The 21,601-nt window shown below is 72.8% G+C and carries 21 protein-coding genes; 4 read left to right on the forward strand and 17 right to left on the reverse strand.

Annotation, left to right across the window (positions count from 1 at the left end):
• Nucleotides 1-4: 4 nt before the first annotated feature.
• Together ABZ312_RS27755 and ABZ312_RS27760 are read right to left on the reverse strand one after the other, a co-directional pair.
• Nucleotides 5-904, reverse strand: a complete 900-nt coding sequence (locus ABZ312_RS27755; RefSeq protein ID WP_500438988.1) for a universal stress protein — start codon at nt 902-904, stop codon at nt 5-7.
• A 417-nt stretch (nt 905-1,321) separates the two neighbouring features.
• Nucleotides 1,322-1,957 (reverse strand): hypothetical protein, encoded by a 636-nt coding sequence (locus ABZ312_RS27760; protein WP_500438989.1) that lies wholly within the window; start codon nt 1,955-1,957, stop codon nt 1,322-1,324.
• Between the two features lie 530 nt (nt 1,958-2,487).
• On the opposite strand from ABZ312_RS27760, the gene ABZ312_RS27765 reads away from it, so the two are divergent.
• Nucleotides 2,488-4,221, forward strand: coding sequence for a sensor histidine kinase (locus tag ABZ312_RS27765; protein ID WP_500438990.1), 1,734 nt, complete (start codon nt 2,488-2,490; stop codon nt 4,219-4,221).
• On the opposite strand, the gene ABZ312_RS27770 is transcribed toward ABZ312_RS27765, so the two are convergent.
• The 3 genes from ABZ312_RS27770 to ABZ312_RS27780 form a co-directional block, all read right to left on the reverse strand.
• A complete protein-coding gene (locus ABZ312_RS27770; RefSeq protein ID WP_500438991.1) occupies nt 4,133-5,179 on the reverse strand; it encodes an Acg family FMN-binding oxidoreductase in 1,047 nt (348 codons plus the stop codon). The genes ABZ312_RS27765 and ABZ312_RS27770 overlap by 89 nt on opposite strands.
• 102 nt (nt 5,180-5,281) lie before the next feature.
• Nucleotides 5,282-5,986, reverse strand: coding sequence for a response regulator (locus ABZ312_RS27775; protein WP_500327489.1), 705 nt, complete (start codon nt 5,984-5,986; stop codon nt 5,282-5,284).
• 112 nt (nt 5,987-6,098) lie between these two features.
• Entirely contained in the window at nt 6,099-6,767 is a 669-nt protein-coding gene (locus tag ABZ312_RS27780) for a helix-turn-helix domain-containing protein (RefSeq protein WP_500327487.1), read from the reverse strand.
• A 220-nt stretch (nt 6,768-6,987) separates the two neighbouring features.
• On the opposite strand from ABZ312_RS27780, the gene ABZ312_RS27785 reads away from it, so the two are divergent.
• The gene (locus tag ABZ312_RS27785) at nt 6,988-7,560 is read left to right on the forward strand and encodes an Rv1733c family protein (protein ID WP_500357982.1); all 573 of its coding nucleotides are present in this window, start codon (nt 6,988-6,990) and stop codon (nt 7,558-7,560) included.
• A gap of 34 nt (nt 7,561-7,594) precedes the next feature.
• Here ABZ312_RS27785 and ABZ312_RS27790 read toward each other — a convergent pair whose 3' ends face one another.
• From ABZ312_RS27790 to ABZ312_RS27830, 9 genes are all read right to left on the reverse strand, one after another.
• The gene (locus ABZ312_RS27790) at nt 7,595-8,227 is read right to left on the reverse strand and encodes a CBS domain-containing protein (protein WP_500357984.1); all 633 of its coding nucleotides are present in this window, start codon (nt 8,225-8,227) and stop codon (nt 7,595-7,597) included.
• Between the two features lie 32 nt (nt 8,228-8,259).
• On the reverse strand, nt 8,260-8,724 hold the full coding sequence (locus ABZ312_RS27795) for a Crp/Fnr family transcriptional regulator (protein ID WP_500327693.1): 465 nt from the start codon (nt 8,722-8,724) through the stop codon (nt 8,260-8,262).
• 195 nt (nt 8,725-8,919) lie between these two features.
• Complete coding sequence (locus ABZ312_RS27800) at nt 8,920-9,840, reverse strand: universal stress protein (protein WP_500357985.1); 921 nt, start codon at nt 9,838-9,840, stop codon at nt 8,920-8,922.
• A gap of 24 nt (nt 9,841-9,864) precedes the next feature.
• On the reverse strand, nt 9,865-10,527 hold the full coding sequence (locus ABZ312_RS27805; protein ID WP_500327479.1) for a helix-turn-helix domain-containing protein: 663 nt from the start codon (nt 10,525-10,527) through the stop codon (nt 9,865-9,867).
• 24 nt (nt 10,528-10,551) lie between these two features.
• Nucleotides 10,552-11,619, reverse strand: coding sequence for a zinc-dependent alcohol dehydrogenase family protein (locus tag ABZ312_RS27810; RefSeq protein ID WP_500357987.1), 1,068 nt, complete (start codon nt 11,617-11,619; stop codon nt 10,552-10,554).
• Between the two features lie 115 nt (nt 11,620-11,734).
• Entirely contained in the window at nt 11,735-12,376 is a 642-nt protein-coding gene (locus tag ABZ312_RS27815) for a CBS domain-containing protein (protein ID WP_500327475.1), read from the reverse strand.
• 150 nt (nt 12,377-12,526) lie between these two features.
• On the reverse strand, nt 12,527-13,252 hold the full coding sequence (locus ABZ312_RS27820) for an FAD:protein FMN transferase (protein ID WP_500327691.1): 726 nt from the start codon (nt 13,250-13,252) through the stop codon (nt 12,527-12,529).
• A gap of 34 nt (nt 13,253-13,286) precedes the next feature.
• Nucleotides 13,287-13,730, reverse strand: coding sequence for an FMN-binding protein (locus tag ABZ312_RS27825; RefSeq protein ID WP_499508988.1), 444 nt, complete (start codon nt 13,728-13,730; stop codon nt 13,287-13,289).
• A 13-nt stretch (nt 13,731-13,743) separates the two neighbouring features.
• Nucleotides 13,744-15,105 carry a ferredoxin reductase family protein gene (locus ABZ312_RS27830; RefSeq protein WP_500357989.1) on the reverse strand — a complete coding sequence of 454 codons (1,362 nt, stop codon included), beginning with the start codon at nt 15,103-15,105 and terminating at the stop codon, nt 13,744-13,746.
• A 156-nt stretch (nt 15,106-15,261) separates the two neighbouring features.
• Here ABZ312_RS27830 and ABZ312_RS27835 point away from each other — a divergent pair, with 156 nt between their 5' ends.
• Together ABZ312_RS27835 and ABZ312_RS27840 are read left to right on the forward strand one after the other, a co-directional pair.
• The gene (locus ABZ312_RS27835) at nt 15,262-15,999 is read left to right on the forward strand and encodes a response regulator transcription factor (protein WP_500438992.1); all 738 of its coding nucleotides are present in this window, start codon (nt 15,262-15,264) and stop codon (nt 15,997-15,999) included.
• On the forward strand, nt 15,996-17,429 hold the full coding sequence (locus ABZ312_RS27840) for a sensor histidine kinase (protein WP_500438993.1): 1,434 nt from the start codon (nt 15,996-15,998) through the stop codon (nt 17,427-17,429). The genes ABZ312_RS27835 and ABZ312_RS27840 overlap by 4 nt, the downstream gene beginning before the upstream one ends.
• Nucleotides 17,430-17,457: 28 nt before the next feature.
• On the opposite strand, the gene ABZ312_RS27845 is transcribed toward ABZ312_RS27840, so the two are convergent.
• From ABZ312_RS27845 to ABZ312_RS27855, 3 genes are read right to left on the reverse strand one after another with little or no spacing between them, the layout of a single operon-like run.
• Entirely contained in the window at nt 17,458-18,114 is a 657-nt protein-coding gene (locus ABZ312_RS27845) for a potassium channel family protein (protein WP_500438994.1), read from the reverse strand.
• Nucleotides 18,111-18,770, reverse strand: a complete 660-nt coding sequence (locus ABZ312_RS27850; protein WP_500438995.1) for an NAD-binding protein — start codon at nt 18,768-18,770, stop codon at nt 18,111-18,113. The genes ABZ312_RS27845 and ABZ312_RS27850 overlap by 4 nt, the downstream gene beginning before the upstream one ends.
• Nucleotides 18,767-21,595 carry a cation-translocating P-type ATPase gene (locus ABZ312_RS27855; RefSeq protein WP_500438996.1) on the reverse strand — a complete coding sequence of 943 codons (2,829 nt, stop codon included), beginning with the start codon at nt 21,593-21,595 and terminating at the stop codon, nt 18,767-18,769. The genes ABZ312_RS27850 and ABZ312_RS27855 overlap by 4 nt, the downstream gene beginning before the upstream one ends.
• Nucleotides 21,596-21,601 lie beyond the last annotated feature (6 nt).

Here is a 21,601-nt window from a genome sequence, read left to right on the forward strand (position 1 = left end):
GGGGTCAGGGGTGGGCGACGACGGCCACGGGCGCGGCGCTGTGGTGCAGGACGGCGTGGGTGACCGGGCCGATGTGGCTGCCGACCGTGGACCGGCGGATGCGGCGACCGACCACGACCAGGCAGGCTTGGCCGGAGGCGTCCACCAAGTGGTCGGCGGGCCGGCCGATGACCTGGTGGGCGTGGACGTCCACTTCCGGGTACTTCGACTGCCAGGGACGTAGGGCCTCGGTCAGCGCGGTGTCGCGTTCGGCTGCCGAGGCCTTGATCAGGTCGGGCAGCACGACGCCCGAGCCGTGGATGTTGGCCGGCAGGGTCCAGCCGTGGATGACCCGCAGGGGCGCGGCCCGGCGGGCTGCGGCCTCGAAGGCGAAGGCGAGCAGGTCGTCGTGGGGCCGGTCCAGGTCGAGTCCGAGGACGACGTCCCGGTACGGGGTGTCGGCCGATGCCAGTCCGTCGGCGTCCGGAAGGTGCTCGTCCTCCACCGTCTTGGCGGCCCTGACCAGGACGACGGGGCGGCGCACCGTGGCGATGACCGCGAGCGCCACAGAGCCGACGAGGAAGCCGGTGATGCCGTGCAGGCCGCGGGAACCGAGCACGAGCACCTCGGATTCACCGGCGGCGGCCGCGAGGACCGCCACCGGCTGCCCGGCGGACTCCTCGGAGATGACCTCCAGCGTCGGATACCGCTCCCGCAGGGCCCGGGCCGCGTCCCTGGGAACGCCTGCGGCCCAGGAGCGCATGGCGACCGGCCCGGTCAGGGGTGCGTTGGCGTAGGGCTGCCACTCCCAGGCGTGGAGCAGCCGCAGCGGCAGGTCGCGCATTTCCGCCTCCCTGGCCGCCCAGTCGGCGGCCGCCAGGCTCTCGGGGGAGCCGTCCACACCTGCGATGACACAACGCGCCATGACGTGACCTCCTTGCCGCAAAAGGGACGAGGTTGCTGCTGGGCCTGTGCTCCTACCGTCCCCGCGATGCCCGGCCGGTGGTCCCCGCGGGGGACCGGTCGGCCCACAGTGCGAGGCCGTGGGTCACGGGCGGGTGGCGACGCATTCGGTGAGGTCGGCAGTCGGTTGCAGTGGACCCAACTTGTTGTCGTTCCGGCCGAGGACCTTCACCAGGTCGCCGCGGACCTGCGTCGAAGGGGCGTCGACGATGCAGGAGGCGGGGCCCGCCGATGACGTCGCGGGACGATCGGGGCGGTGCTGACGCCCAGGGTGCCGCGCAGCGCGTCCGGCCATGGCGCTTCTCCTGATCTCTCGCGCAAGCCGTCGGGGCCCGGGGAGCCGAGCTCCCCGGGCCGGTGCTGAGCGTCGCGCCGGGCGTCAGCGCAGCCAGGCGTGGTCGCGGACGACGGGCAGCCGGGCCCAGACGCGGCCCAGGCCCCAGGTGGTGCCCGCGGAGGCGGCGGCAAGGGCGATCAGCACGACCGCGTACACGAGGTGGTAGTCGGCGAAGGGGTTGGTCGACATGCTGGGCGACCCGTCGGCCAGGTGCCGGGCCGGAGGCCACTCGGCGACCCACATCAGGGCCATCATCGCGGTGCCGGCCACGGCGGAGATCCGCAGCGCCACACCGCTCATGACCGCGACGCCGACGCCCAGCAGGCCCAGCATGAACAGCCAGTCCGCCCAGGCGGCGCCGGCCCAGGCGTGGAAGGTGGACTGCAAGGGACCCGCGGCGACGCCGCTGAGGAACCCCTTGGTCGGCGAGCCGCCGTCGATCCAGCCCTTGCCGGAGCCGGTGGCGTAGCCGAGACCGAAGGTCTTGTCGAGGAAGGCCCACAGGAAGACGAACCCGGTCAGGACGCGCAGTCCGGCGAGGACGTACACGCGCGCGGACGTGGCGGACGTTGCCGACGTGGCAGCAGCCTCGCCGGACGGGGCGGTGCCTGTGCCGGTCCTGCGCCGTGCGGGGAGGCGGAACCCCGTGTGCCGCTGGGGGTGTCCTTGGATGGCCATGGTGCTGATCCCTTCCGATCCGGGCGGAGCGTGAACCTGGTGGATTTCGTTGCGTGTTCACTGTCCTGCGTGGCGGAGGTGCGGCGCCGTGGGCCGAAGGCCCGTGGGCATGGGGCCGAACGTCCCTTCTGCAGCGACCAGTTGGTGCACCAGACCGTGTGCGCTGAACGGTTCGCGGACATGGGCAGTCAGCGGCGGGGCCGGCGCGCGAATGCCGCGCAGCGGGAAACGGATGCCGAGCGCCTCAGTGTTGGCCGCCCCCGGATCATGGAGGCGCAGCACGCCCACGCGCTTGACGTGCCGGGCCCCGCGGCGAGGCGGCCGAGCCGTCGACGGCGGCCGGCTCGTCGGTCGAGGACCGAGTGGGCGCGACAGGTCCCCTGCGGGAGCCGGGGCCGTGGGCGACGCCCCCCGGCCACCGCGCCGGTCGCAACGGCGGAACGCCGGTGGAGGGACGTTCGAAGTCGCCCCGATCCGGCTATCTTGAAGCTGGTCACCTGCCTGCTGTGCCGGATGGAGGATCCGTGGGGATGGACGGCAGCGAGGGCGCGGAGCGCCTGCCCCGGCTGAGGCTCGACGAGCTGCTGGACGAACTGCAGACACGCATCGACGCGGTCCGGGGGACGCGGGACCGCGTGCACAGCCTGCTGGAGGCGGTGCTGTCGGTCGGGCGGGAGCTGGACCTGCCGCAGGTGCTGCGGCGGATCGTGGAGGCGGCAGTGGTGCTGGTGGACGCCGAGTACGGGGCGCTGGGCGTGATCGGCGACGACGCGAAGCTCGCGCAGTTCCTGACCGTCGGGGTCTCGGACGAGCAGATCGAGGCGATCGGTCCCCTGCCGTCGGGCCACGGCATCCTCGGCGAACTGATCCGGCACCCCGAACCGCTGCGCCTGCGCGAGCTCTCCCACCATCCGGCCTCGTACGGATTCCCGGTCGACCACCCGCCGATGCACTCGTTCCTCGGGGTGCCGATCCGCGTCCGTGACGAAGTGTTCGGCAACCTGTACCTGACGGAGAAGCGCGGCGCCAAGGAGTTCGACGACGAGGACGAGACCGTGTTGTCCACCCTCGCCGTCGCCGCGGGCGTCGCCGTCGACAACGCACGGCTCTACCAGGAAGCCCGGTCGAAGCAGCGGTGGCTGGAGGCGAACGCGGAGGTCACCGCCAGTCTCCTGTCGGGGGTGGACGAGTCCCGCATCCTGGAGCTGATCGTGGAGCGCGCACGCAGCATCACCGGCGCGGATCTCGGGGTGGTCGCGCTGCCGGTCGACGGCACGACGGACGTGGAGGTGGCGATCGCCACCGGCACCGACGCGGACCTCCACCGTGGACTCACCCTCCCCCGGCAGGGGTCCTTCGCGGGCGCCGCCATGGAGGCCACCGAACCGATCACCAGCCCGGACGTGGAGCACGATCCGCGCATCACGGCCGGCCCGCCCCGGTTCGCCGGGCTCGGCCCTGCGGTGGCCGTCCCGATGAGCGCCCCGCAGGGGGTGCGCGGCGCGCTGTTGCTGGCCCGCGCAGAAGGGCAGCCGGTGTTCACCGAGACCGAGACGGAGTTGCTGCTGGCGTTCGCCGGATCGGCCGCCCTCGCCATGGAACTGGCCGAGCGACGCCGTGCCGCAGAGCAGATGGCACAGCTCGAGGACCGCGACCGTATCGCCCGGGACCTGCACGACCTGGCCATCCAGCGGTTGTTCGCCACCGGCATGACCCTGCAGAGCGCGGCGCGTTTCGTCGACCACCCCCAGGCGAGCGAGCGCCTGCTGCGCGCAGTGGACGACCTGGACGAAACCATCAAGATCATCCGCTCGACGATCTTCGGCCTCCGTGTCCACGAAACGACCTCGACCCGGCATGGTCTGCGGGTGCGCACTGCGAAGGGGGTCGAGGAGGCCGTGCCCGCGCTCGGGTTCACCCCGGCACTGCGGATGGAGGGCCTCATCGACACCGATGTTCCGGCCCCAGTGGCCGACGAGGTCGTCGCGGTGCTGGGTGAGGCACTGTCGAATGTGGCACGGCACGCACACGCCGGTTCGGCTGAGGTCGCCCTGGTGGTCGGCTCCGGCATCCTGGCACTTGCCGTGACCGACGACGGGGTGGGGCTGCCCGAAGGCGGCCGCCGCAGCGGTCTGACGAATCTCGCCAGGCGGGCCGAGAAGCTCGGCGGGTCGTTCACCGTCCGGACGAGGCCGTCCGGGGGGACGCACCTGGAGTGGAAGGTGCCGCTCGGCCCGGAGCCGGCGCGTGATGTCCCTCCATGACCTCCGTCGCCGACATGCGCGGGCTTGCCGGGTCCTGAGGGCCGTACCCGAGCCGGACGAGCATCTGGACGTGTCCCGGCCCGCTTTCCGCGCTGCGCAGCGCCCAACGCAGGTCGGGCCACTCCAGTGCCTGGTGCAGCAGCGACGCCCGCACCCGGTGCGCGGTGGCCACCAGAAGGACGTGCTCCAACGCCTGGCCTGCCCGCAGCCAGTCCGCACGCCGGTCGTGGGCGGTGGACAGCACCGCGATCAGCGGCTGCTGCTCGAATACCGCGGCCGGCAGCTGATTCTGCGGACCCAGCGCGGAGAAGTCCCGCATCGGCAGCCGCCCTGCGGCGTCCCGCGGGCCCAGGGCCACCGGCGTCAGGCCGTCCCGAGCACCTTCGCTGATCCAGCCCCGGCTCTCGGTACGGCGCGCGGGGTCGGTCACACCCCGCTGCTCCGCCTCCGAGGTCAGCCGCAGTATTCGCTGGGTCTCGCCGGCGTCCGGCACGTACAGTTTCGCCCCCTCCGAGTGGGCGGCGTCCGCCAGTTCGGCGAGGACCGGCCCCGGGGGCCGGTGCGCCGAGAAGGGAGCGCGGCTGCTGTGCCGGCGCCACAACGCCTGGTACAGGTCCGCACGGTGCTCCCCACCGCTGCGGGACGGTCCGGCCAGCCGTACCGAAGCCAGCAGGTCCGGCTGCGCCGGGGCCGGCAGCAGCCTGACGACGGGCTCCCAGCCGAAGTGGGCCACCGCGACCCGCAGGTTGAACACCGCCGCACCGACGGACACGTGCAGCGCCCGGCCCAGCGGGTCGGCCTCACGCAGCCCGCGCTCACCCGCGGCACGGACCAGGACCGTGGCGGTGTCCGGCTCCAGGCGGAATCGCCACGGCTGGCTGTTGTGGAAGGACGGCGCGGCGACGGCGGCGGAAATGAGCTTCTCCAACGTCGCGCCGTCGAGGGTCGTCGGCATCATGGTGGTCTCCTCCCGGCCCGGAACCTGGCTCCAGGTTCCGCCCCGCCGTGCTCGCGGGGGAGGGGCCGCTCGTCCCTGAGGCACGAGCCACGCGGCACCATCTCAGCGTCGTGACTCGGCGTCCCCGCCGCCCCCGGTCTGGTGCTGGGTGGCGAGCACGGCGGCCTGGATGCGGCGCTCGACGCCGAGCTTGGCCAGCATCCGGGAGATGTGGTTCTTGACCGTCTTCTCCGACAGGAACAGCCGCTTGCCGATCTGCCGGTTCGTCAGGCCCTCGCCGATCAGTTCCAGGATCTCCCGCTCGCGCGGAGTGAGCGTGGCGAGGGTCTCGTCCTGCGGACTCGCCGGTTCTTCCTGGTGGCGCAGGCTGCTCATCAACCGGGCGGTGGTCGCCGGGTCGAGCATCGACTGGCCCGAGGCCACGGTCCTGACGGCGGAGACCAGGTCGGAGCCCTTGATCTGCTTCAACACGTAGCCGGCGGCGCCCGCCATGATCGCGTCCAGCAGGGCGTCGTCGTCGTCAAAGGACGTCAGCATCAGACAGGCCAGTTCCGGCATGCGCGAGCGCAGCTCCCGGCAGACACCGATGCCGTCGCCGTCCGGGAGACGCACGTCGAGGATCGCCACGTCCGGCCGCAGGGCCGGTCCCCGCGCCAGTGCGTGGCCGACCGTGCCGGCCTCCCCGACGACCTCGATGTCGGGTTCGGCGTCGAGGAGGTCGTGCACGCCCCGCCGTACCACCTCGTGGTCGTCGACCAGGAACACCCTGATCGGCGCCCGCGGTGAGAACTCCTCTGCACCGGTCATGCCGGCCCCCTGCCGTGTGTCGCTGCCCTGACGTCCCGTGTCCCGGTGATCCTCACCCACCAGGGCCGGGCGCGCCAGGGCCGAACGGACCCATCGGAACGGGGCGGGCCCGTCAGGGGACGTCGATGCGCCGGCCGGTGATCGCGGCCGCGTCGATCCGCACCCACTCGCTGCGGTCGTCGTCGCCCGGCCACGGGCCGCTGTACGCCCGCCGGGCGAGGTGCCGCACGGCCTCCGGGTCCTCGACGCGCCTGGCCGGGCCCCGTACCAGGACGCTCCAGCCCTGGCTGAGCGCCTCGTCCACGTGGTCCACCTCGAAGACGACCTCCGTTCCGGTGACCTCGGCCGGCCCGGAACCGGGGGCGGTCCTGAAGACGACGGAACCGTCGACCACGCTGTAGTTCACGGGCAGGATGGCCTCGCGGCCGGGAGCGGTCACTGCGATCCGGCCCACGCCGTGGCCGTCCAGGCGCGACCAGCATTCCTCGGGGGAGAGCTCCACCAGGCGTGCGTGCGATGAGGCGCGCCCGAGGCGGCCGGGCGGAAGGTCGGCCTCCCCTCCGTTGAGCGCCACGACCGTGGTGTCCAGGGCGGCCGCGAGCGTTCCCAGCGTTCCCGGACCGGGAGCGGCCGTGGACTGCTCCTCGATGAACCGCAGGTAACTGGTGGCCATGCCGGCCCGGGCCGCGACTTCCTCACGGGTCAGACCCAACTCGTCACGCCGCTTCGCCACACGGCGCCCCATGTCACCAGGGGCGGCCGGATACGGATTCGGTGCCATGCTGCTCACGTCCTTGGTCCCGAGGATCTGAGAGACCGCGCACTGCCGCGTGCGGGTCGGACCCTTACGATCGTCGCCCACCGGCGGCTCCTGAGACAGGGCCGAACGGACCCGGCAGCCGGTGAGAACGGCCTGCCCGGCCCACCCGGGCGGCCTCTTCGGCCCCTGCTCCTCAACCCCGCCTCCGTGCGACCGTCGCCGCAGGGAAAGGGGCGTGGCCATGAGCGGTCGGGTGATGTTCTGGCGGTGGCGGCGCAATTCGATGCGACGCGGAACGGATGTCGCGGAGGCGTGGACGGGAGTGGCGGCGGCGGTCCTGATGGCCGTCGGTGGTCCCGCCGCGGGGGTCGCCTCCGCGGTCGCCGTGGAGCACGACGCGCTGCACCAAGGTGACGGCATGCGCCAGGTGACGGCAGTCCTCACCGAGGACGCGGCGGACGCGGTGGAGAACTCCTACACGGGGTCCCCCGGTACGGTGCGGGCCACCGTGCGGTGGACCGCACCGGACGGTGTCGCGCACGTCGGCAGCGCTCGCGTGGAGCCGAACAGCCGGACGGGGTCCACCACACCCGTCCGGGTGGACCGGCACGACGAGATCAGGGAACCACCGCTCACACCGGTGCAGGCGCAGGTGCAGGGCCAGGTGTTCGGTGTCTTCGCCGCCACCGGCGCGTGCGGGCTGGTCCTGGCAGGACGCTGGGCCGTCCGGCTGCGGATCGACCGTCATCGGGCGGCGGCATGGGAGCGGGAGTGGGCAGAAGTGGAACCCTCGTGGGGCCACCGGCGGGCATGATCACCCCCAACGCCCGGGGTGCTTCCGGTGTGCTTCAGTCCCACACGGCGTCGACGACGCCCTCCACGGCTCGGGCGAACCGTGACGCCACAGGGACCAGCGACGGGTCTCCCGGCGCGCCGGAGAAGTGGACGACGCCCCCCTCGACGCGTGCCCGTACCGGTGAGGGCTCGCCGGGGAAGAGGTACCCGGCGATCTCGCGGTTGACCTCCTCGGCGATCTCCTCGTCCGGACGCAGGAAGACCTTCAGCAGGTCGCCACGGCTGACGATGCCGCACAGCATGCCCTCGGCGTCGATGACCGGCAGCCGCTTGACGTTCCGGAACGCCATGGCGCGCGCCGCCTGGGCCAGTGTGGCGTCGGCGTGCACGCACACGGCGGGGGCGCTCATCAGCTCGTCGGCGGTGGTGGCGCCGGCCTTGCACAGATCCGGCAGGCGCCGCATCTGCTCGTTGCGGGAGGGAGCGCTGTCGCGGTACTCCTCCTTGGGCAGCAGGTCGGCCTCGGACACCAGGCCGACTACCCGACCCTCGCCCTCCAGCACGGGGAGTGCACTGACCTTCCACCGCTCCATGGTCGTGACGATCTCCTTGAACGAGGCGTCCCGGCCGACGGCGACGACGGAACGGGTCATCACGTCGCTGACGATGTGCGGGCTGCCGTGCATCGGTCCCTCTCCTCCTGGCGGGCGGAAGCCGGTCAGTGCGCGGTTCCGCTGCCGGCAGGACCGTAGAGGTCCAGCAGACGGGTGCGGGTCTGCAGCAGGCGGTGGGCGACGATCTCCGCCACCCGGCGGGACACGGCCCGGCCGAAGGCAGGGTCGGCCTCGCACAGCGCCCGCACGATCGTGGCGTCGTACTCCGTCGCCCGCACCGGGCTCTGCGCCTGGGCGCCCAGATGCCAGCTGTACGGAGGGAACAGCCACGACCAGCCGAGAAGGTCGCCGTGTCCGAGAGCCTCCAGCACGGCGGGGCGCCGCCCGGGGACGTGGAGGTCGAGTGCGACAGATCCGGTGTGGATGATCCAGAACCTGTCGGCTCGTTGCCCCTCCTCGAAGATCCGGGTCCCGGCCGGGAAGGACACCTCGCGGCCGAGTTCCGTCAGGCGCTGTCGCGCCTGGGCCGGCAGTACGTCGAGCAGGCCGTTCGTCGTGGCGGTGGTCATCACCGGCACCTCCGTCCTGAGGACCGTCCACACGATGTGACGGGGGACGACCGGGCGGCCCTGGCGGCGGCCCTCGTCCTCAGCCTGCACCCCGGCACCCTCCGCCCGCAGGGGCCTACCGGCCCCTTGTCCTGGCCCGCCCGGTACCGAAGGCGGGTGCACGTCAGGGCCACCGCTGACCAGGGGGTCCGGCGCTCAGCCGATGGGGACCAGGACGACGGGGCAGTGCGCGTGCTGGAGCACCGCGTGGGTGACCGGTCCCAGGCGCATGCCGAGCGGGCGGTCCTCGCGGCGATGGGCGCCGACCACCACCACGTCCGCCGCGCGGCTCGCCTCCACAAGTGCGGCGGCGGCGTGTCCCGGAACGGAGTCCACCCGCACGGCGACATCCGGAAAGCGTTCGGTCAGCTTTGACACGGCGAACCGGGCCAGTTCCCTGTGCTGCCGTGCCTGGGAGGCCAGGTCCTGGCGGTGGGACGTGGGCCACTCTCCCATGGAGATGTGCGGGTGGGTCCAGGCATGGAGGACCCTCAGCCGTGCGGCGCGTCGTTCGGCCTCCTCGAACGCGAACAGGGCGGCCTCGGCGTCGCTTTCGTCCTCCAGGCCCAGCAGCACCTTGTCGTGCAGCAGCCCCCGTCGGACGGCCGCGTCCTCGCCGCGGACGACCATCAGCGGACCAGCGGTGTGGGCGGCCACCCGCAGGCTGACGGAGCCCAGGAGCAGGCCGGCGAAACCGCCACGGCCTCTGGTGCCGACCACGGTCAGGGTCGCGGTCCGGCCCACGCGCACCAGCGCCGAGGCCGCCGGCTCGGCGGCCTGCTCCAGTGCGACGGACAGCCCCGGGTGCCGGTCCTCCACGCGTCTGGCGGCCAAGTCCAGGACCGTACGGGCCGCTTCGCCCGGCGGGCGCTCGCCATCGGCCTCCAGGCCGAATCCGACCTCGCCCGGATCGGGCCACGGCAGACCGAGCACGATCCGCAGGGCGGCGTCCCGCCGGTGTGCCTCGTCGGCCGCCCGGTCCAGGGCGCGCACGGCAGGGTCCGATCCGTCGACCCCCACGACGACCTCCCCGTGCGGTGCGCGGGGCGGCCCCGCTGCGTATCCGCTGCCCGTCATGCCCTGCCTCCCTTGGTCGTCATGTCAGCCCACCACGATGCGGCGGCCCGTCACGTTCGCCGGTGTGATGCGCACCCACAGGTCGCGGTCCCCGCCGGCCCACGGCCCGGTGTACGCCTGTTCGTTGAGCCGCCGGACGCCCGCGGGGTCGGTGACGGTGTGCGCCATCCCACGGACGAGGACGCTCCAGCCCTGGCTCAGGGCGTCGTCCACCTCGTCGACCTCGAAGGCGCACTTGGTGTCGGAGGCCTCCGCGGGGGTGGCGGCCGGCGAGGTGCGGAAGGCGATCGTGCCCTGGTCGACGCTGTAGTTGACCGGTACGACGGTGAGTCCCTCGGGCATGGACAGGGCGAGCCTGCCCACGCCGTGAGAGGACAGCAGTCTCCAGCACTCCTCACCGCCCAGTTCCACCAGTTCGGCGCGGCCTGCGGCCTGCCCGCGGCCCGGCGGCAGATCGGCCTCGCCTCCGCTGAGCGCGGAGACGCTGGTGTCCAGCGCCATGGCCAGGCCACGCAATGTCGCGATGCCGGGAGCTGCGGTGGAATCCTCCTCCACGTACCGCAGGTAGCCAGGGGCGATGCCCGTACGGGCCCCCACTTCCTCCCGCGACAGGCCCAATTCCTCACGGCGCATCGTGATGCGCCGGCCGATGTCCCCGGGCGCGGTGGCTGGGGAGTGCTTCGTCATGACCGTCGGTCCTTTCCTCAGAGCTCAGTCGGTGAGCGCCACCGCCGAGTGGTGCGGGCCGCCGAGCACGACCTTGAGCGCCGCGGTGTCGGCCGCCCGGCCGAACACGCCGTAGGCCTCCTCCATGTCGTCGAGTTCGAACGTGTGGGTGACGAGGGAAGCGGCCGGAAGGCGTCCGGAAGCCATCATGCGCAACAGCACCGGGGTCGAGTACGTGTCCACCAGCCCCGTGGTGATGGTCACGTTCCTCCTCCACAGGTCCTCCAGGTGAAGGGTGGCCGGCGCGCCGTGGACGCCGACGTTGGCCAGATGGCCGCCCGGCCGGACGATGTGCGCGCACAGTTCGAAGCTCTCGGGAACACCCACCGCCTCGATCACCACGTCGGCGCCGAGTCCCTCGGTCAGGTCGAGGACCAGCCGCTCGGGCTGCTCACCGGCGTTGGCGACCGCCTCCGCGCCCAGGCGCTTGGCCGCGTCCAGACGGGTCTCCGCCAGGTCGACAGCGATGATCCGGTCGGGGGAGTACAGGCGCGCCGTGGCGATCGCGGCCAGTCCGATCGGCCCGCTGCCGACGACGGCGACCGTGTCGCCGGGCCGGACGCGGCCGTTGAGGACGCCCACCTCGTAGGCCGTGGGGAAGATGTCGGCGAGCAGCACCGCGTCCTGACTGCTCACCGAGGCGGGCAGCGGGTGCAGGCAGACGTCGGCGAACGGCACGCGCACGTACTCGGCCTGGGTCCCGTCGATCAGGTGCCCCAGTACCCAGCCTCCGCCGCCGACGCACTGCCCGTAGGCGCCCTCGCGGCAGAAGCGGCACCGGCCGCACCCGCAGATGCAGGAGATCAGCACCCGGTCGCCGGGACGCACCGTCGTGACGGCGGAACCGGTTTCGACGACTTCGCCCACCGCTTCGTGACCCAAGACGGTGCCGGGGCGCACGTCGGGCACGTCACCCTTGAGGATGTGCGGATCGGTTCCGCAGACGGTGACCGCGCCGACGCGCACGATCGCGTCGCCGGGGTCCTTGACCTGCGGATCCGGCACCTCCTGCCAGCGGGCCTGCCCGGACCCCTGGAAAACCCACGCCTTCACGGCCTTCCCTCCTTCGGACGGAGTCGTGTCCTGCCGTCAGGGTGTTGTGCGGCGCCAGGCGTCCGCTTGGGCCGGCCGGGCCCGTCGAAGGGGCCGACCGGTCGCCTTAGGGGCCTCACACGCGGCTCGGCGTGAGGTCGAAGCGCACGTCCACGACACCCTCGACGGAGCGCACCATCCGTGCCACGACCGGGACCAGCGACCGGTCGGCGAGCAGGCCGCTCACCGTCACGATTCCGTCGGTGACTTCGACGTCCACCAACTGCCACGCGCCCGGCAGGACTTCGCCCGCGAGGACGTCCCGCACGTCACGGGCGATGTACTCGTCCGTCCGGAGGAACACCTTGAGCAGGTCGCCGCGGCTCACCACGCCGCGCAGCGTTCCGTCGGCGTCGACCACGGGCAGCCGTTTCACGTGGTGCAGCGCCATCGTCCGTGCCGCCTGCGCCAGGGGGGCGTCCTCGCGCACGGTGACCGCCGGGGCCGTCATCAGCTGCTCGGAGGTGACCGCGGCCGCCTTGTCCGGGCCCGCGCCGATCGGCGGGGCGACGTCCTCGCGGTGTTCCTCCTTGCGCAGCAGATCCGCCTCGGAGACCACGCCGACGACCCGGGTGCCGTCGGCCACCACGGGCAGCGCGCTGACCTTCCACTGTTCCAGGGTCCGCACGATCTCCTTGAAGGACGTGCCCAGGGCCACCGCGACGACCTTGCGTGTCATCACGTCGCTCACCGTCGCCGGTTGCAGGTTGGCGTTCATGGCCGCCTCCTTCGACGAGGGACGGAAAACCTCCCGCACCCAGTCTGGGACCCGCCGGTAACCGCCGCCATTGGGCCACCCGGCCCCGTGGACGGGCCCAAAGCCCCCCGCCTCCCGGCCATCTGGCGCGTGGATCAGCGCGGTCGCCGCTCAGGGGACGTGGTTGCCGAATCCGGACGTTCGCCACGTGCGGCCGTCGGGCAGGATGGCCAGCGCCTCGTACCCGTCCAGCGCCTCCAGCCAGGCGCGGGATCCGTTGCCACGTGCGAAGGCCGCGGTGGCGTAGGCGTCGGTCATCGTCAGGGCCGGCCCGATGACGGTGACGGACGCCAGGGCGGCGGCGGGGGTGCCGCCGTGCGGGTCGAGGATGTGGGCGCCGCGTTCCGCGGTGCCCGAGGTCGCGATGGCCAGGTCGCCGCTCGCGGACACGACGGCGGCCGGCGCTCCAGGGAGAAGCGGGTCGGCGATGCCGATGCGCCAAGGTGTGCCCGGGGCCGCCTGGCCCCGGAGGCGGACGTCGCCGCCCCCGTTCACGCAGGTGTGGTGTGCCCCGGCCTCGTGGAGCATCCGGGAGGCGTTCTCGGTGGCCCACCCTTTGACGAGACCCGAGGGGTCGAGGGTGCCGCCGGCCGTGATGCTGAACCAGCCGTCCGTCTCGTGGCTCGCCCGGGCGCACAGCTCCAGCACGTCGCGCACCTCGCCCGGACAGTCGGCGAGGCCGATCTCGCCGCGGCCGAGCCTGCTGACGGCGCTGTCGGGACGGTACGTGGAGAACACGGCGTCCACGGTGTGCAGATGGCGGACGGCACGGTCGAGGGCATCGCGGACGGCGCAGGTGGCCCGGTCCCGGACGTCGAAGGAGAAGACGGTGCCCATCACGTGTTCGACGTGGTGCAGCCCGCGGGCGGGGTCACGCACGGGCCTGGTCCAGAGCGCTCTGCAGGGACCGGACGTACCCCTGGCTGGTGTAGCTCGCCCCGGACACGGCGTCGATGCGGGCGCTCTGGGCGCCGAGGGCCTCCTGCGTCAGGCGGGGCAGGGCGTAGGCGGCGATCTGCCGGTCCCTGCCGTTCTCGTCCGGCGCCTGGAGGACCCGGACGGCGGTGATCCTTCCGTCGGCGAGCGTGGCCGCCACCTGCACCGTCCCGTAGGGAGTGTCGACGGGCGCACCGGTGAAGGTGCCGTTGGCGGCGCCGTGGCCGCCTGGGGACGCCTGCTCCGACCGTTGGGGCGTGGGCGAGGCAGCCGAGGGATCCGGACCGCCCGCCACGACGGACGGCTGGTGGGGTTTGAGGAAGAGCATCCCGGCGATGAGGGCACTGGTCCCGGTGGTGGTGAGCACGGCGCGACGCATGCGGTGGTTCTCCTCAGAACGCGAACGACTCGTGGTGGATGCGGCGGGCGGGCACTCCCGCCTCGCGCAAGGCCCGCACCGCGGCTTCCGTCATGGGCGGCGGGCCGCAGAGGTAGACGTCGTGACCGGCCAGCCCGGGGACGAGGGCGGACAGTGCCTGCGCGGTCAGGGGGGAGTGGTGGCGAGCGGGGTCGTCCACCACGTAGTGGACCGTGGCGCCGCGCCTGTGCGCTATCGCGTCGAGTTCGCCGCGCAGGGCGAGGTCTTCCGGACGGCGTGCCCGGTAGACGAGGGTCACCGGGCCGGGCAGGGTCTCGAAGAGAGTCCGCAGCGGGGTGATGCCGACACCGCCCGCCAGCAGGAGGACCTTCGACGCGGTGCGTCGGTCCGCGGTGAACGCGCCGTAGGGGCCTTCCGCCCACACGCGGGTGCCCGGGGTCAGCCGGGCCAGGGCGCCGCTGTGGCCGCCCGCGGACTTCACGGTGATGCGCAGGTGCCGAGGGTGGGCCGGGGCGGACAGGGAGTATGGGTTGGCGGTCCACCACAGCCCGCGGGTGAGGAAGCGCCAGCGCAGGAACTGTCCCGGCGCACCCGCCAGCTCGTCCAGGTGCTCACCGGTGAGGTGGACGGACACGATCCCGGGTGCCTCCGGGTGGACGGCGACGACCGTGAGCCCGTGGCGGAGGCCGCGCCGGAGCGGGACGGCGAATCGGTACCAGGCGACCAGGACGGCGGCGCCGAGGTAGAGGGCGTACCAGGCGGTCTGGGCTGCCCGGTTCCCGACGAAGTCCGCTCCGTTGGACAGCTGGTGCCCGAAGGCGAGGAAGACCGCGAGGTAGGTGGCGAAGTGCAGGTAGTGCCAGGTCTCGTAGCTCATCTTCCGGCGGGCCGCACGCGCGGAGACCGCACCCGTGGCGACGAACAGCAGGAATCCGGCGGTGCCCTTGAGGAGGTCCGGATAGTCCAGGACGAGTGTCGTGGTCTGTCCCACGAAGGAGGCGTGCGAGGCGGCGGCGTAACCCCAGATGATCAGCAGCGTGTGGGCCAGGGCCAGGGAGACGGTGCAGCGCCCGCCCCAGGCGTGCCAGCGGGCGAGCCGGTCGGTTCCGACACTGTGGTCGAGGAGGGGCACGCGAGCCATCAGCACGAGCAGGACCGCGCAGGCGTATCCGGCGAGGAGGCCCGTGATGCGGCCCGCACCGGTCAGCCACCCCGCCGGACCGACGACGGAGGTGGTGTCAGACCACCACAACGCCAGCACTCCCGCGGCGCCCGCCCAGATCGCGAGCGGCGCGAGCACCGGGACGAGGCTGCGGCGCGGCCGCCGGTGGCGCAGTCCGCGACCGGCGTGGGCGGTGGTGGAGGTGGCGGCCATGAGGCTCCCAGGAGCGTGATCGTCGTCGGGCGCCCCCAGCATCGGCATCGAACCTCTGCGTTTCCTCTGATCCGGGCAGCCCAGCGGGAACTCAGAGGAAACGCAGAGGTTTCCGGGGCCGCCGTGGGGACGTGTGCGAGGGATGCTGTACTCACCATGGAAGAGAGCCGCACACCATCCCCCGGCATGCACCGTCCCGACGGGAGCCCGGTGCGCATCCTGGTCGTCGACGACGAGCCCGATGTCACCGACGTGCTCTCCGCCGCCCTGGTCGGAGAGGGCTGCCGGGTACGGACGGCCGCAGACGGGGCGTCCGCGCTCGCGACCGCCCGCGACTTCCGCCCCGACGCGGTCGTCCTGGACTGGATGCTGCCCGACGTCGACGGCCTGCACGTCCTGCGCGAGCTGCGGCGCGACGCCGACCGCGTGTGCGTGCTGTTCCTGACGGCTCGCGACGCGGTCGAGGACCGCGTCGCCGGCATCACGGCGGGCGGCGACGACTACGTGACCAAGCCGTACAGCCTGGAGGAGGTCATCGCGCGGCTGCGCGGTCTGCTCCGCAGGGCCGGGATGACCGCCGCCACCGACGTGGACCGGCTGGTCGTCGGCGACCTCACGATGGACGAGGAGGCCCGGGAGGTCCGCCGTGCCGGGACCCTGATCGAGCTGTCCCGGACGGAGTTCGAGCTGCTGCGGTTCCTCATGCGCAACCCGCGCCGGGTGCTGTCCAAGAGCCAGATCCTCGACCGGGTCTGGGCGTACGACTTCGGCGGCCAGGCCCATGTCGTCGAGCTCTACATCAGTTATCTCCGCAAGAAGATCGACGCGGGACGTTCCCCGATGATCCACACGGTCCGCGGCGTCGGATACGTCCTGAGGTCCGAGGCCCCATGAGACGACTCCCTCCCCGCACCCTGCGGGGTCAGCTCACCGCCGGCCTCCTCGTCCTGCTGGCGGTGGCCTGCGCGGCCGTGGGCGTCACCACCGTCCTCGCGCTCAAGGGATTCCTGCTGGGACGACTGGACGAGCAGTTGACGGCGACCGGGGGGCGCTTCGCGGCCAGTCTGGAGCACGAGAGGACGCCCGACGCGGACAACCGCCCCGACACCAGGGGGCAGGCCGACGCGACCTTCGGCGCCCGACTGCTGGGCGGCGACGTCACCCACGCCGCCGTGGTCGACGACGCGGCCGACCGCCCCCTGGCGCTCTCCGCCGGAGACCGACGCGCCCTGGGAGGTGTCCCGGTCGACGGGAGGGGGCACAGCATCCGCATCGCCTCGCTCGGCGCCTACCGCGTCACGGCGGTCCGCGGCGACGACGGCGACGTCCTGCTCACCGGACTTCCGCTGCACCCCGTCGAAGCGACGCTGCACCGCCTCGAAGCCGTGGAGGCCGTGGTCTTCGGCGCGGCCCTCCTCGCCACCGGAGTCGCGGGGACGCTGTGGGTGCGGGTGAGCCTGCGACCCCTGCACCAGGTCACCGAGCACGCGTCCGGTGTCGCACGCCTGCCCCTGGCCACCGGCGAGGTCGCCATGCCGCGGCCCCTGCCGGACACCGACCCCCGCACCGAGGTCGGCCAGGTCGCCGCCGCGCTCAACCACATGCTCGGGCACGTGGAGGACGCCCTGGTCCGGCGTCAGGCCGGCGAGGAGCGACTCCGGCACTTCGCCGCCGACGCCAGCCACGAACTGCGGACCCCCGTCGCGAACATCAGGGGCCACGCCGAACTCGCCCTTCGCCACCGGGGCCCTGTCCCCGCCGAGATCCGCCACGCCCTCGATCGCATCCAGTCCGAGTCGCAGCGCATGACGCACCTCGTCGACGACCTCCTGCTCCTGGCCCGTCTCGATGCGGGTCGCCCGCTCGAGCACGAGGAGGTCGACCTGACCCGGCTCGTCCTCGACGCCGTCGACGACGCCCGCGCCGCGGGACCGGGCCACCGCTGGTTCCTGGACCTTCCCGAGGAGCCCGTCGTGGTGTCCGGAGACGGCCAACGTCTACAGCAGGCCCTCGGGAACCTCATGGCCAACGCCCGCACGCACACCCCGGCCGGTACGGAAGTGACGGTCGCCCTCTCCTCGGACGCGGACGGCGCACGGCTCACCGTCAGCGACGACGGGCCCGGGATCCCGGCGGAACTCCAGCCCGAGGTCTTCACCCGCTTCGTCCGTGCCGACCAGGCCCGTTCGCGCAGTACGGGCAGTACCGGCCTCGGACTTGCGATCGTCCACGCGATCGTCACCGCCCACCACGGCGCCGTCGAGGTCACCAGCCGCCCCGGGCACACCGAGTTCCGGGTGTCGCTCCCCGCTCGCTCCGGCTGACCACGTGCCGGCCGACGAGCCGCCCGTCTCACTGGACGGCCGCGTGGATCTCCTGTTCGGTCGCGGAGTGGGAGACCACGAGCAGTTCGTCGCCGGGCCGCAGCACCATCTGCGGCGTCGGCACGTTGGGCCGGCCCTCGCGGACCACGGTGGCGATCACGCTGCCCTCCGGCAGGACCACCTCGGCCAGCGGGCGGCCGGCGGCCCGGGACGCGGCACTGATGGCGGTCTCGATGACGTTGACCCCTGCCTTGCTCAGCCGCAGCAGGGCCACGGTGTCGGTGGCTCCCGTCGCCTCCTCGATCAGCGAGATCAGCGGCGTGGCGGCGGGTACCGCGCTGTCCACCCCCCACGTGCCGTCGAACAGCCAGGCGTTCTCCTCGTCGTTGACGCGGGCGGCCACGCGCGGGACGCCGAAGTGGCGTTTGGCCAGGAGGCTGACGATCAGGTTGTCCTCGTCCTCCCCGGTGGTGGCGATGACCAGATCGGTGTTGAGCGCGCCCGCGTGTTCGAGCAGGTCCGGGTCGCACGCGTCGCCGGTCAGCATCCGGACGGCGAGTCGCGGGCCGAGTTCGGCGGCGCGTGCCTCGTCCCGTTCGAGGACGGTCACGTCGTACCGTGCGGCGGCGAGCACTTGGGCCACCTGGGCGCCGAGCCGTCCGGCGCCCGCGACGATCGCTCTCATGTCCCGAGCTCCTTGCCGAGGAAACCGCGCAGGCGACCGAGGGCCGTGGTGGCGACGGTGAAGGTGACCACGTCCCCGGGCTCGGCCAGCGTGTGGCGCGAGGGAACGAGCGAGTGCCCGCCGCGGGTGACCTCCGCGACACGGATCTCGCCGTCGACCTCGAACACCGACAGTGGGCGGCCGGTGAGGTAGTCGGGCAGGCTGGAACGGACGAGCAGTGTCTCGCCGTCGCCGAACCCCAGTTCCGGCGCGAGGTGCCGGTGCAGCAGAAGGCGGTGCAGCCGGTCGACGGTCCAGCTGACGCTGCTGATGGTGCGGATGCCCAGGCCCCGGTGGACCTCGGCCCTGCGCGGGTCGTCGACCCTGGCAAGGACGACAGGCACCCGGTACGTCTGCCTCGCCACTCGCGCGGTGACGATGTTGCCGTTGTCCCGGCCGGTCACCGCCAGCAGCGCGTCGGCGTGTCCGACGCCCGCCGCGTCCAGCACCGCGCGGCTGTAGCCGTTGCCCTCGAGGAAGTGCCCGGCGAAACCTTCACGAAGGGCTTTCCGGGCCTGCGGACGACGGTCGACCACCCAGATGTCGTGGCCCTCGGCGGTGAGGCGCAGGGCCAGCGCGGAACCCACCCGCCCGCAGCCCACGATGATCACCTTCATGCCCCCGCCCCTTCCCGTCGCCCCGCGCCGGGCAGTGGCCGGAAACGCCGCAGCCACCACTTGCGCAGTTCCTCGGCGGCCAGCGGCAGTGCGCCGAACGCGGCGAGCACGGCCCAGTCGGCGGCGTCCAGCGGCGCGGTGTGGAACACGGCCTGCAGGAAGGGCAGATAGGAGATCGCCGCCATGATGGCGACCCCCAGCAAGCCCGCGGCGATGAGCGCGGGGTTGGACCACAGGCCGATGCGGAAGACGCTCTCGCGGTCGGTGCGTACCGCCTGGGCGTTGAAGAACTGGCTGACGACGATGCCCGCCTGGACCATGGTGATCGCCTCCCGGTAGACGGGGTTGCCGGCGGTGAAGTCCGCGTAGGGGACGCCCGCGGAGTTGACGTGCCAGAAGAAGACCGCGCACACCCCCAGCGCCTGGATGCTGCCGAGGAACAGGAAGCGGCGGACCACTGCCGCGGAGAACAGCGGTTCGCGCCGGGAACGCGGCGGTCGGTCCATCACATCGGGCTCGGGGGGCTCGGCGCCGAGCGCGAGCGCGGGCAGCACGTCCGATCCCAGGTCGATGGCGAGGATCTGCACGGCGGTGATCGGCACGAGTGGGAACCCCACGAAGGTCGCGACGAGGATCGGGACCAGCTCGGCGACGTTGTGGCTGAACAGGTAGACCAGGAACTTGCGGATGTTGCGGTAGACCGAGCGGCCCAGACGGACGGCCGCCGCGATCGACGCGAAGGAGTCGTCCAGCAGTACCATCTCGGCGGCCTCGCGGGCCACGTCGGTGCCCCCGGCTCCCATGGCCACCCCGATGTCGGCGTGTTTGAGCGCGGGAGCGTCGTTGGCGCCGTCCCCGGTGACCGCCACCACGTGGCCGGTCCCCTGCAGGGCTGCGACAGCCCGCATCTTGTGCTCGGGGCTGACCCGGCACAGCAGCAGCTCGGCAGGGCGCCCCAGCAGTTCGCGCAGTGCCTCGCTGTCCATGGAGTCCAGGTCCGCGCCCGTCATCACCAAGGGTGCCGCCCCGCGGACGATCCCCACCCGCCGCGCGACCGCCTCGGCGGTCAGCGGATGGTCGCCGGTGACCATCACGATGCGGATCCCCGCCCGACGGCAAGCCGTGACGGCGTCGGTGACCTCCGGGCGCGGCGGATCCTGCATTCCGGCCAGCCCCAGGAACACCAGGTGGGACTCGGCTTCCTCCTGTGATCCTGACGGCTGCCCGGGCGGCAGCGTCCGCTGTGCCACGCCCAGTACCCGCAGTCCTTGCGCGGCCATCGCGTCGTTCGCCTCGGTGATCGCTTCCCGTGCCCGGGCGGTCAGCGGCTCGGGCCCCGACTCGCCGACGGCATGCGTGCAGCGCGCGAGCAGTTCCTGCGCCGCACCCTTCACGCAGATCTGGCTGCCGCCGTCCGGGAGCGCGTTCACCGTGCTCATGACTTTTCGGTCGGAGTCGAAGGGGAACTCCGTCACCCGCGGTGTGCGCTGCTCCTCGCCGGCGGTGTCCACTCCGGCCTTGGCGGCCGCCACCAGCAGGGCGCCTTCCGTGGTGTCGCCCAGGATGCGCGTACCGCCCCGCTCACTCGGGGGCAACAGGCGTGCGTCGCAGCACAGGGCGGCCACCCGCAGGAGTTCCCGTACCGGGCCGGGATCGGTGAGCGTGCCGACGGGCTCGTATCCGACACCGGACACCTCGTGCCAGGCCCCGCGTGCCCACAGCCGGGTCACGGTCATCTCGGCCTGGGTGAGGGTGCCGGTCTTGTCGGTGCAGATCACCGTCGTCGACCCGAGCGCCTCCACCGCCAGCAGCTTCTTCACCAGCGCGTTGCGCCGGGCCATCCTCCGCACGCCGATGGCCAGCGACACCGACAAGGTCGCCGGGAGTCCCTCCGGGACCAGGGCGACCATGACGCCGAGCGCGAAGACGAACGAGGCCACCACCGGCTGCCCCGACGGGATCCGGATCGCGAACAGCAGGGCTCCGATGACCAGGGCCGCCAGCGCGACCCGCCGGGCCATCGCCGCGACCTGTACCTGCAACGGGGTCCGCTGACGGGGCGCCCGTGCCGTCAGCCGGAAGATCCGGCCGAACTCGGTCGCCGCGCCGGTCGCCAAGACAACGGCCTTGCCCGAGCCGGCCACCACGTCGGTACCCATGAACAGGCAGTCACGCGCCTGCAGCAGCGGGCCGGCCGGTACCGCCTCCGCGGTCCGCCGCACGGGCTCGCTCTCCCCGGTGAGTGCGGCGTTGTTCAGCTCGACCGCCCGTGCCTCGACGAGCCGGCAGTCGGCGGGCACCGCATCGCCCGCCTCCAGGACCAGCAGATCACCCGGCACGAGTTCCCGTACGGGCAGCGGCGCCCGCTCCCCGTCGCGCAGCACGGTGCACGTGTGCGGCACCATCGCCTGAAGTGACTCGGCGGTGCGTTCGGCCGAGTACTCCTGGGCGAAGCCGATCACGGCGTTGAGCAGCACCACCGTGGCGATGGCGAAGGCGAGCTGGAGGGTCCCTTCGTCGCGGGGCTCCTGCAGCCCGTACGCGAGGAACGTGATGCCGGAGGCGACCAGCAGCACCACTGCGAACAGGTCGGTGAACTGGGACAGCAGCCGCGGCCACAGACCCCGCCCGGCTGCTGCGGGCAACTCGTTGGAGCCGTGACGTGCCAGGCGCGCTGCGGCCTCGGCGGGGGTGAGACCGCGCGGCGAGCTGCCCAGTGCCGGGAACACCTGCTCCGGGGGCAGGGAGGGTACGTCCGCCGGGTCGACGTCGTGGGCGCCCGGGGCAAGCTGAGGCCGCCGGGGGACGACGGGGGCGGAACTCATCCGGGC

This window comes from Streptomyces sp. NPDC006207 (assembly GCF_040613835.1).
Classification (GTDB): domain Bacteria; phylum Actinomycetota; class Actinomycetes; order Streptomycetales; family Streptomycetaceae; genus Actinacidiphila.

Excerpts from the sequence above, each read along its gene's own strand:
- ABZ312_RS27815 (WP_500327475.1), bottom strand. The coding sequence starts at position 12,376 with ATGAACGCCAACCTGCAACCGGCGACGGTGAGCGACGTGATGACACGC.
- ABZ312_RS27775 (WP_500327489.1), bottom strand. The coding sequence starts at position 5,986 with ATGACCGGTGCAGAGGAGTTCTCACCGCGGGCGCCGATCAGGGTGTTC.
- ABZ312_RS27825 (WP_499508988.1), bottom strand. The coding sequence starts at position 13,730 with ATGCGTCGCGCCGTGCTCACCACCACCGGGACCAGTGCCCTCATCGCC.
- ABZ312_RS27800 (WP_500357985.1), bottom strand. The coding sequence starts at position 9,840 with ATGACGGGCAGCGGATACGCAGCGGGGCCGCCCCGCGCACCGCACGGG.
- ABZ312_RS27760 (WP_500438989.1), bottom strand. The coding sequence starts at position 1,957 with ATGGCCATCCAAGGACACCCCCAGCGGCACACGGGGTTCCGCCTCCCC.
- ABZ312_RS27840 (WP_500438993.1), top strand. The coding sequence starts at position 15,996 with ATGAGACGACTCCCTCCCCGCACCCTGCGGGGTCAGCTCACCGCCGGC.
- ABZ312_RS27785 (WP_500357982.1), top strand. The coding sequence starts at position 6,988 with ATGAGCGGTCGGGTGATGTTCTGGCGGTGGCGGCGCAATTCGATGCGA.
- ABZ312_RS27795 (WP_500327693.1), bottom strand. The coding sequence starts at position 8,724 with ATGACCACCGCCACGACGAACGGCCTGCTCGACGTACTGCCGGCCCAG.
- ABZ312_RS27820 (WP_500327691.1), bottom strand. The coding sequence starts at position 13,252 with ATGGGCACCGTCTTCTCCTTCGACGTCCGGGACCGGGCCACCTGCGCC.
- ABZ312_RS27790 (WP_500357984.1), bottom strand. The coding sequence starts at position 8,227 with ATGCACGGCAGCCCGCACATCGTCAGCGACGTGATGACCCGTTCCGTC.
- ABZ312_RS27850 (WP_500438995.1), bottom strand. The coding sequence starts at position 18,770 with ATGAAGGTGATCATCGTGGGCTGCGGGCGGGTGGGTTCCGCGCTGGCC.
- ABZ312_RS27835 (WP_500438992.1), top strand. The coding sequence starts at position 15,262 with ATGGAAGAGAGCCGCACACCATCCCCCGGCATGCACCGTCCCGACGGG.
- ABZ312_RS27830 (WP_500357989.1), bottom strand. The coding sequence starts at position 15,105 with ATGGCCGCCACCTCCACCACCGCCCACGCCGGTCGCGGACTGCGCCAC.
- ABZ312_RS27845 (WP_500438994.1), bottom strand. The coding sequence starts at position 18,114 with ATGAGAGCGATCGTCGCGGGCGCCGGACGGCTCGGCGCCCAGGTGGCC.
- ABZ312_RS27855 (WP_500438996.1), bottom strand. The coding sequence starts at position 21,595 with ATGAGTTCCGCCCCCGTCGTCCCCCGGCGGCCTCAGCTTGCCCCGGGC.
- ABZ312_RS27805 (WP_500327479.1), bottom strand. The coding sequence starts at position 10,527 with ATGACGAAGCACTCCCCAGCCACCGCGCCCGGGGACATCGGCCGGCGC.
- ABZ312_RS27780 (WP_500327487.1), bottom strand. The coding sequence starts at position 6,767 with ATGGCACCGAATCCGTATCCGGCCGCCCCTGGTGACATGGGGCGCCGT.
- ABZ312_RS27755 (WP_500438988.1), bottom strand. The coding sequence starts at position 904 with ATGGCGCGTTGTGTCATCGCAGGTGTGGACGGCTCCCCCGAGAGCCTG.
- ABZ312_RS27770 (WP_500438991.1), bottom strand. The coding sequence starts at position 5,179 with ATGATGCCGACGACCCTCGACGGCGCGACGTTGGAGAAGCTCATTTCC.
- ABZ312_RS27765 (WP_500438990.1), top strand. The coding sequence starts at position 2,488 with ATGGACGGCAGCGAGGGCGCGGAGCGCCTGCCCCGGCTGAGGCTCGAC.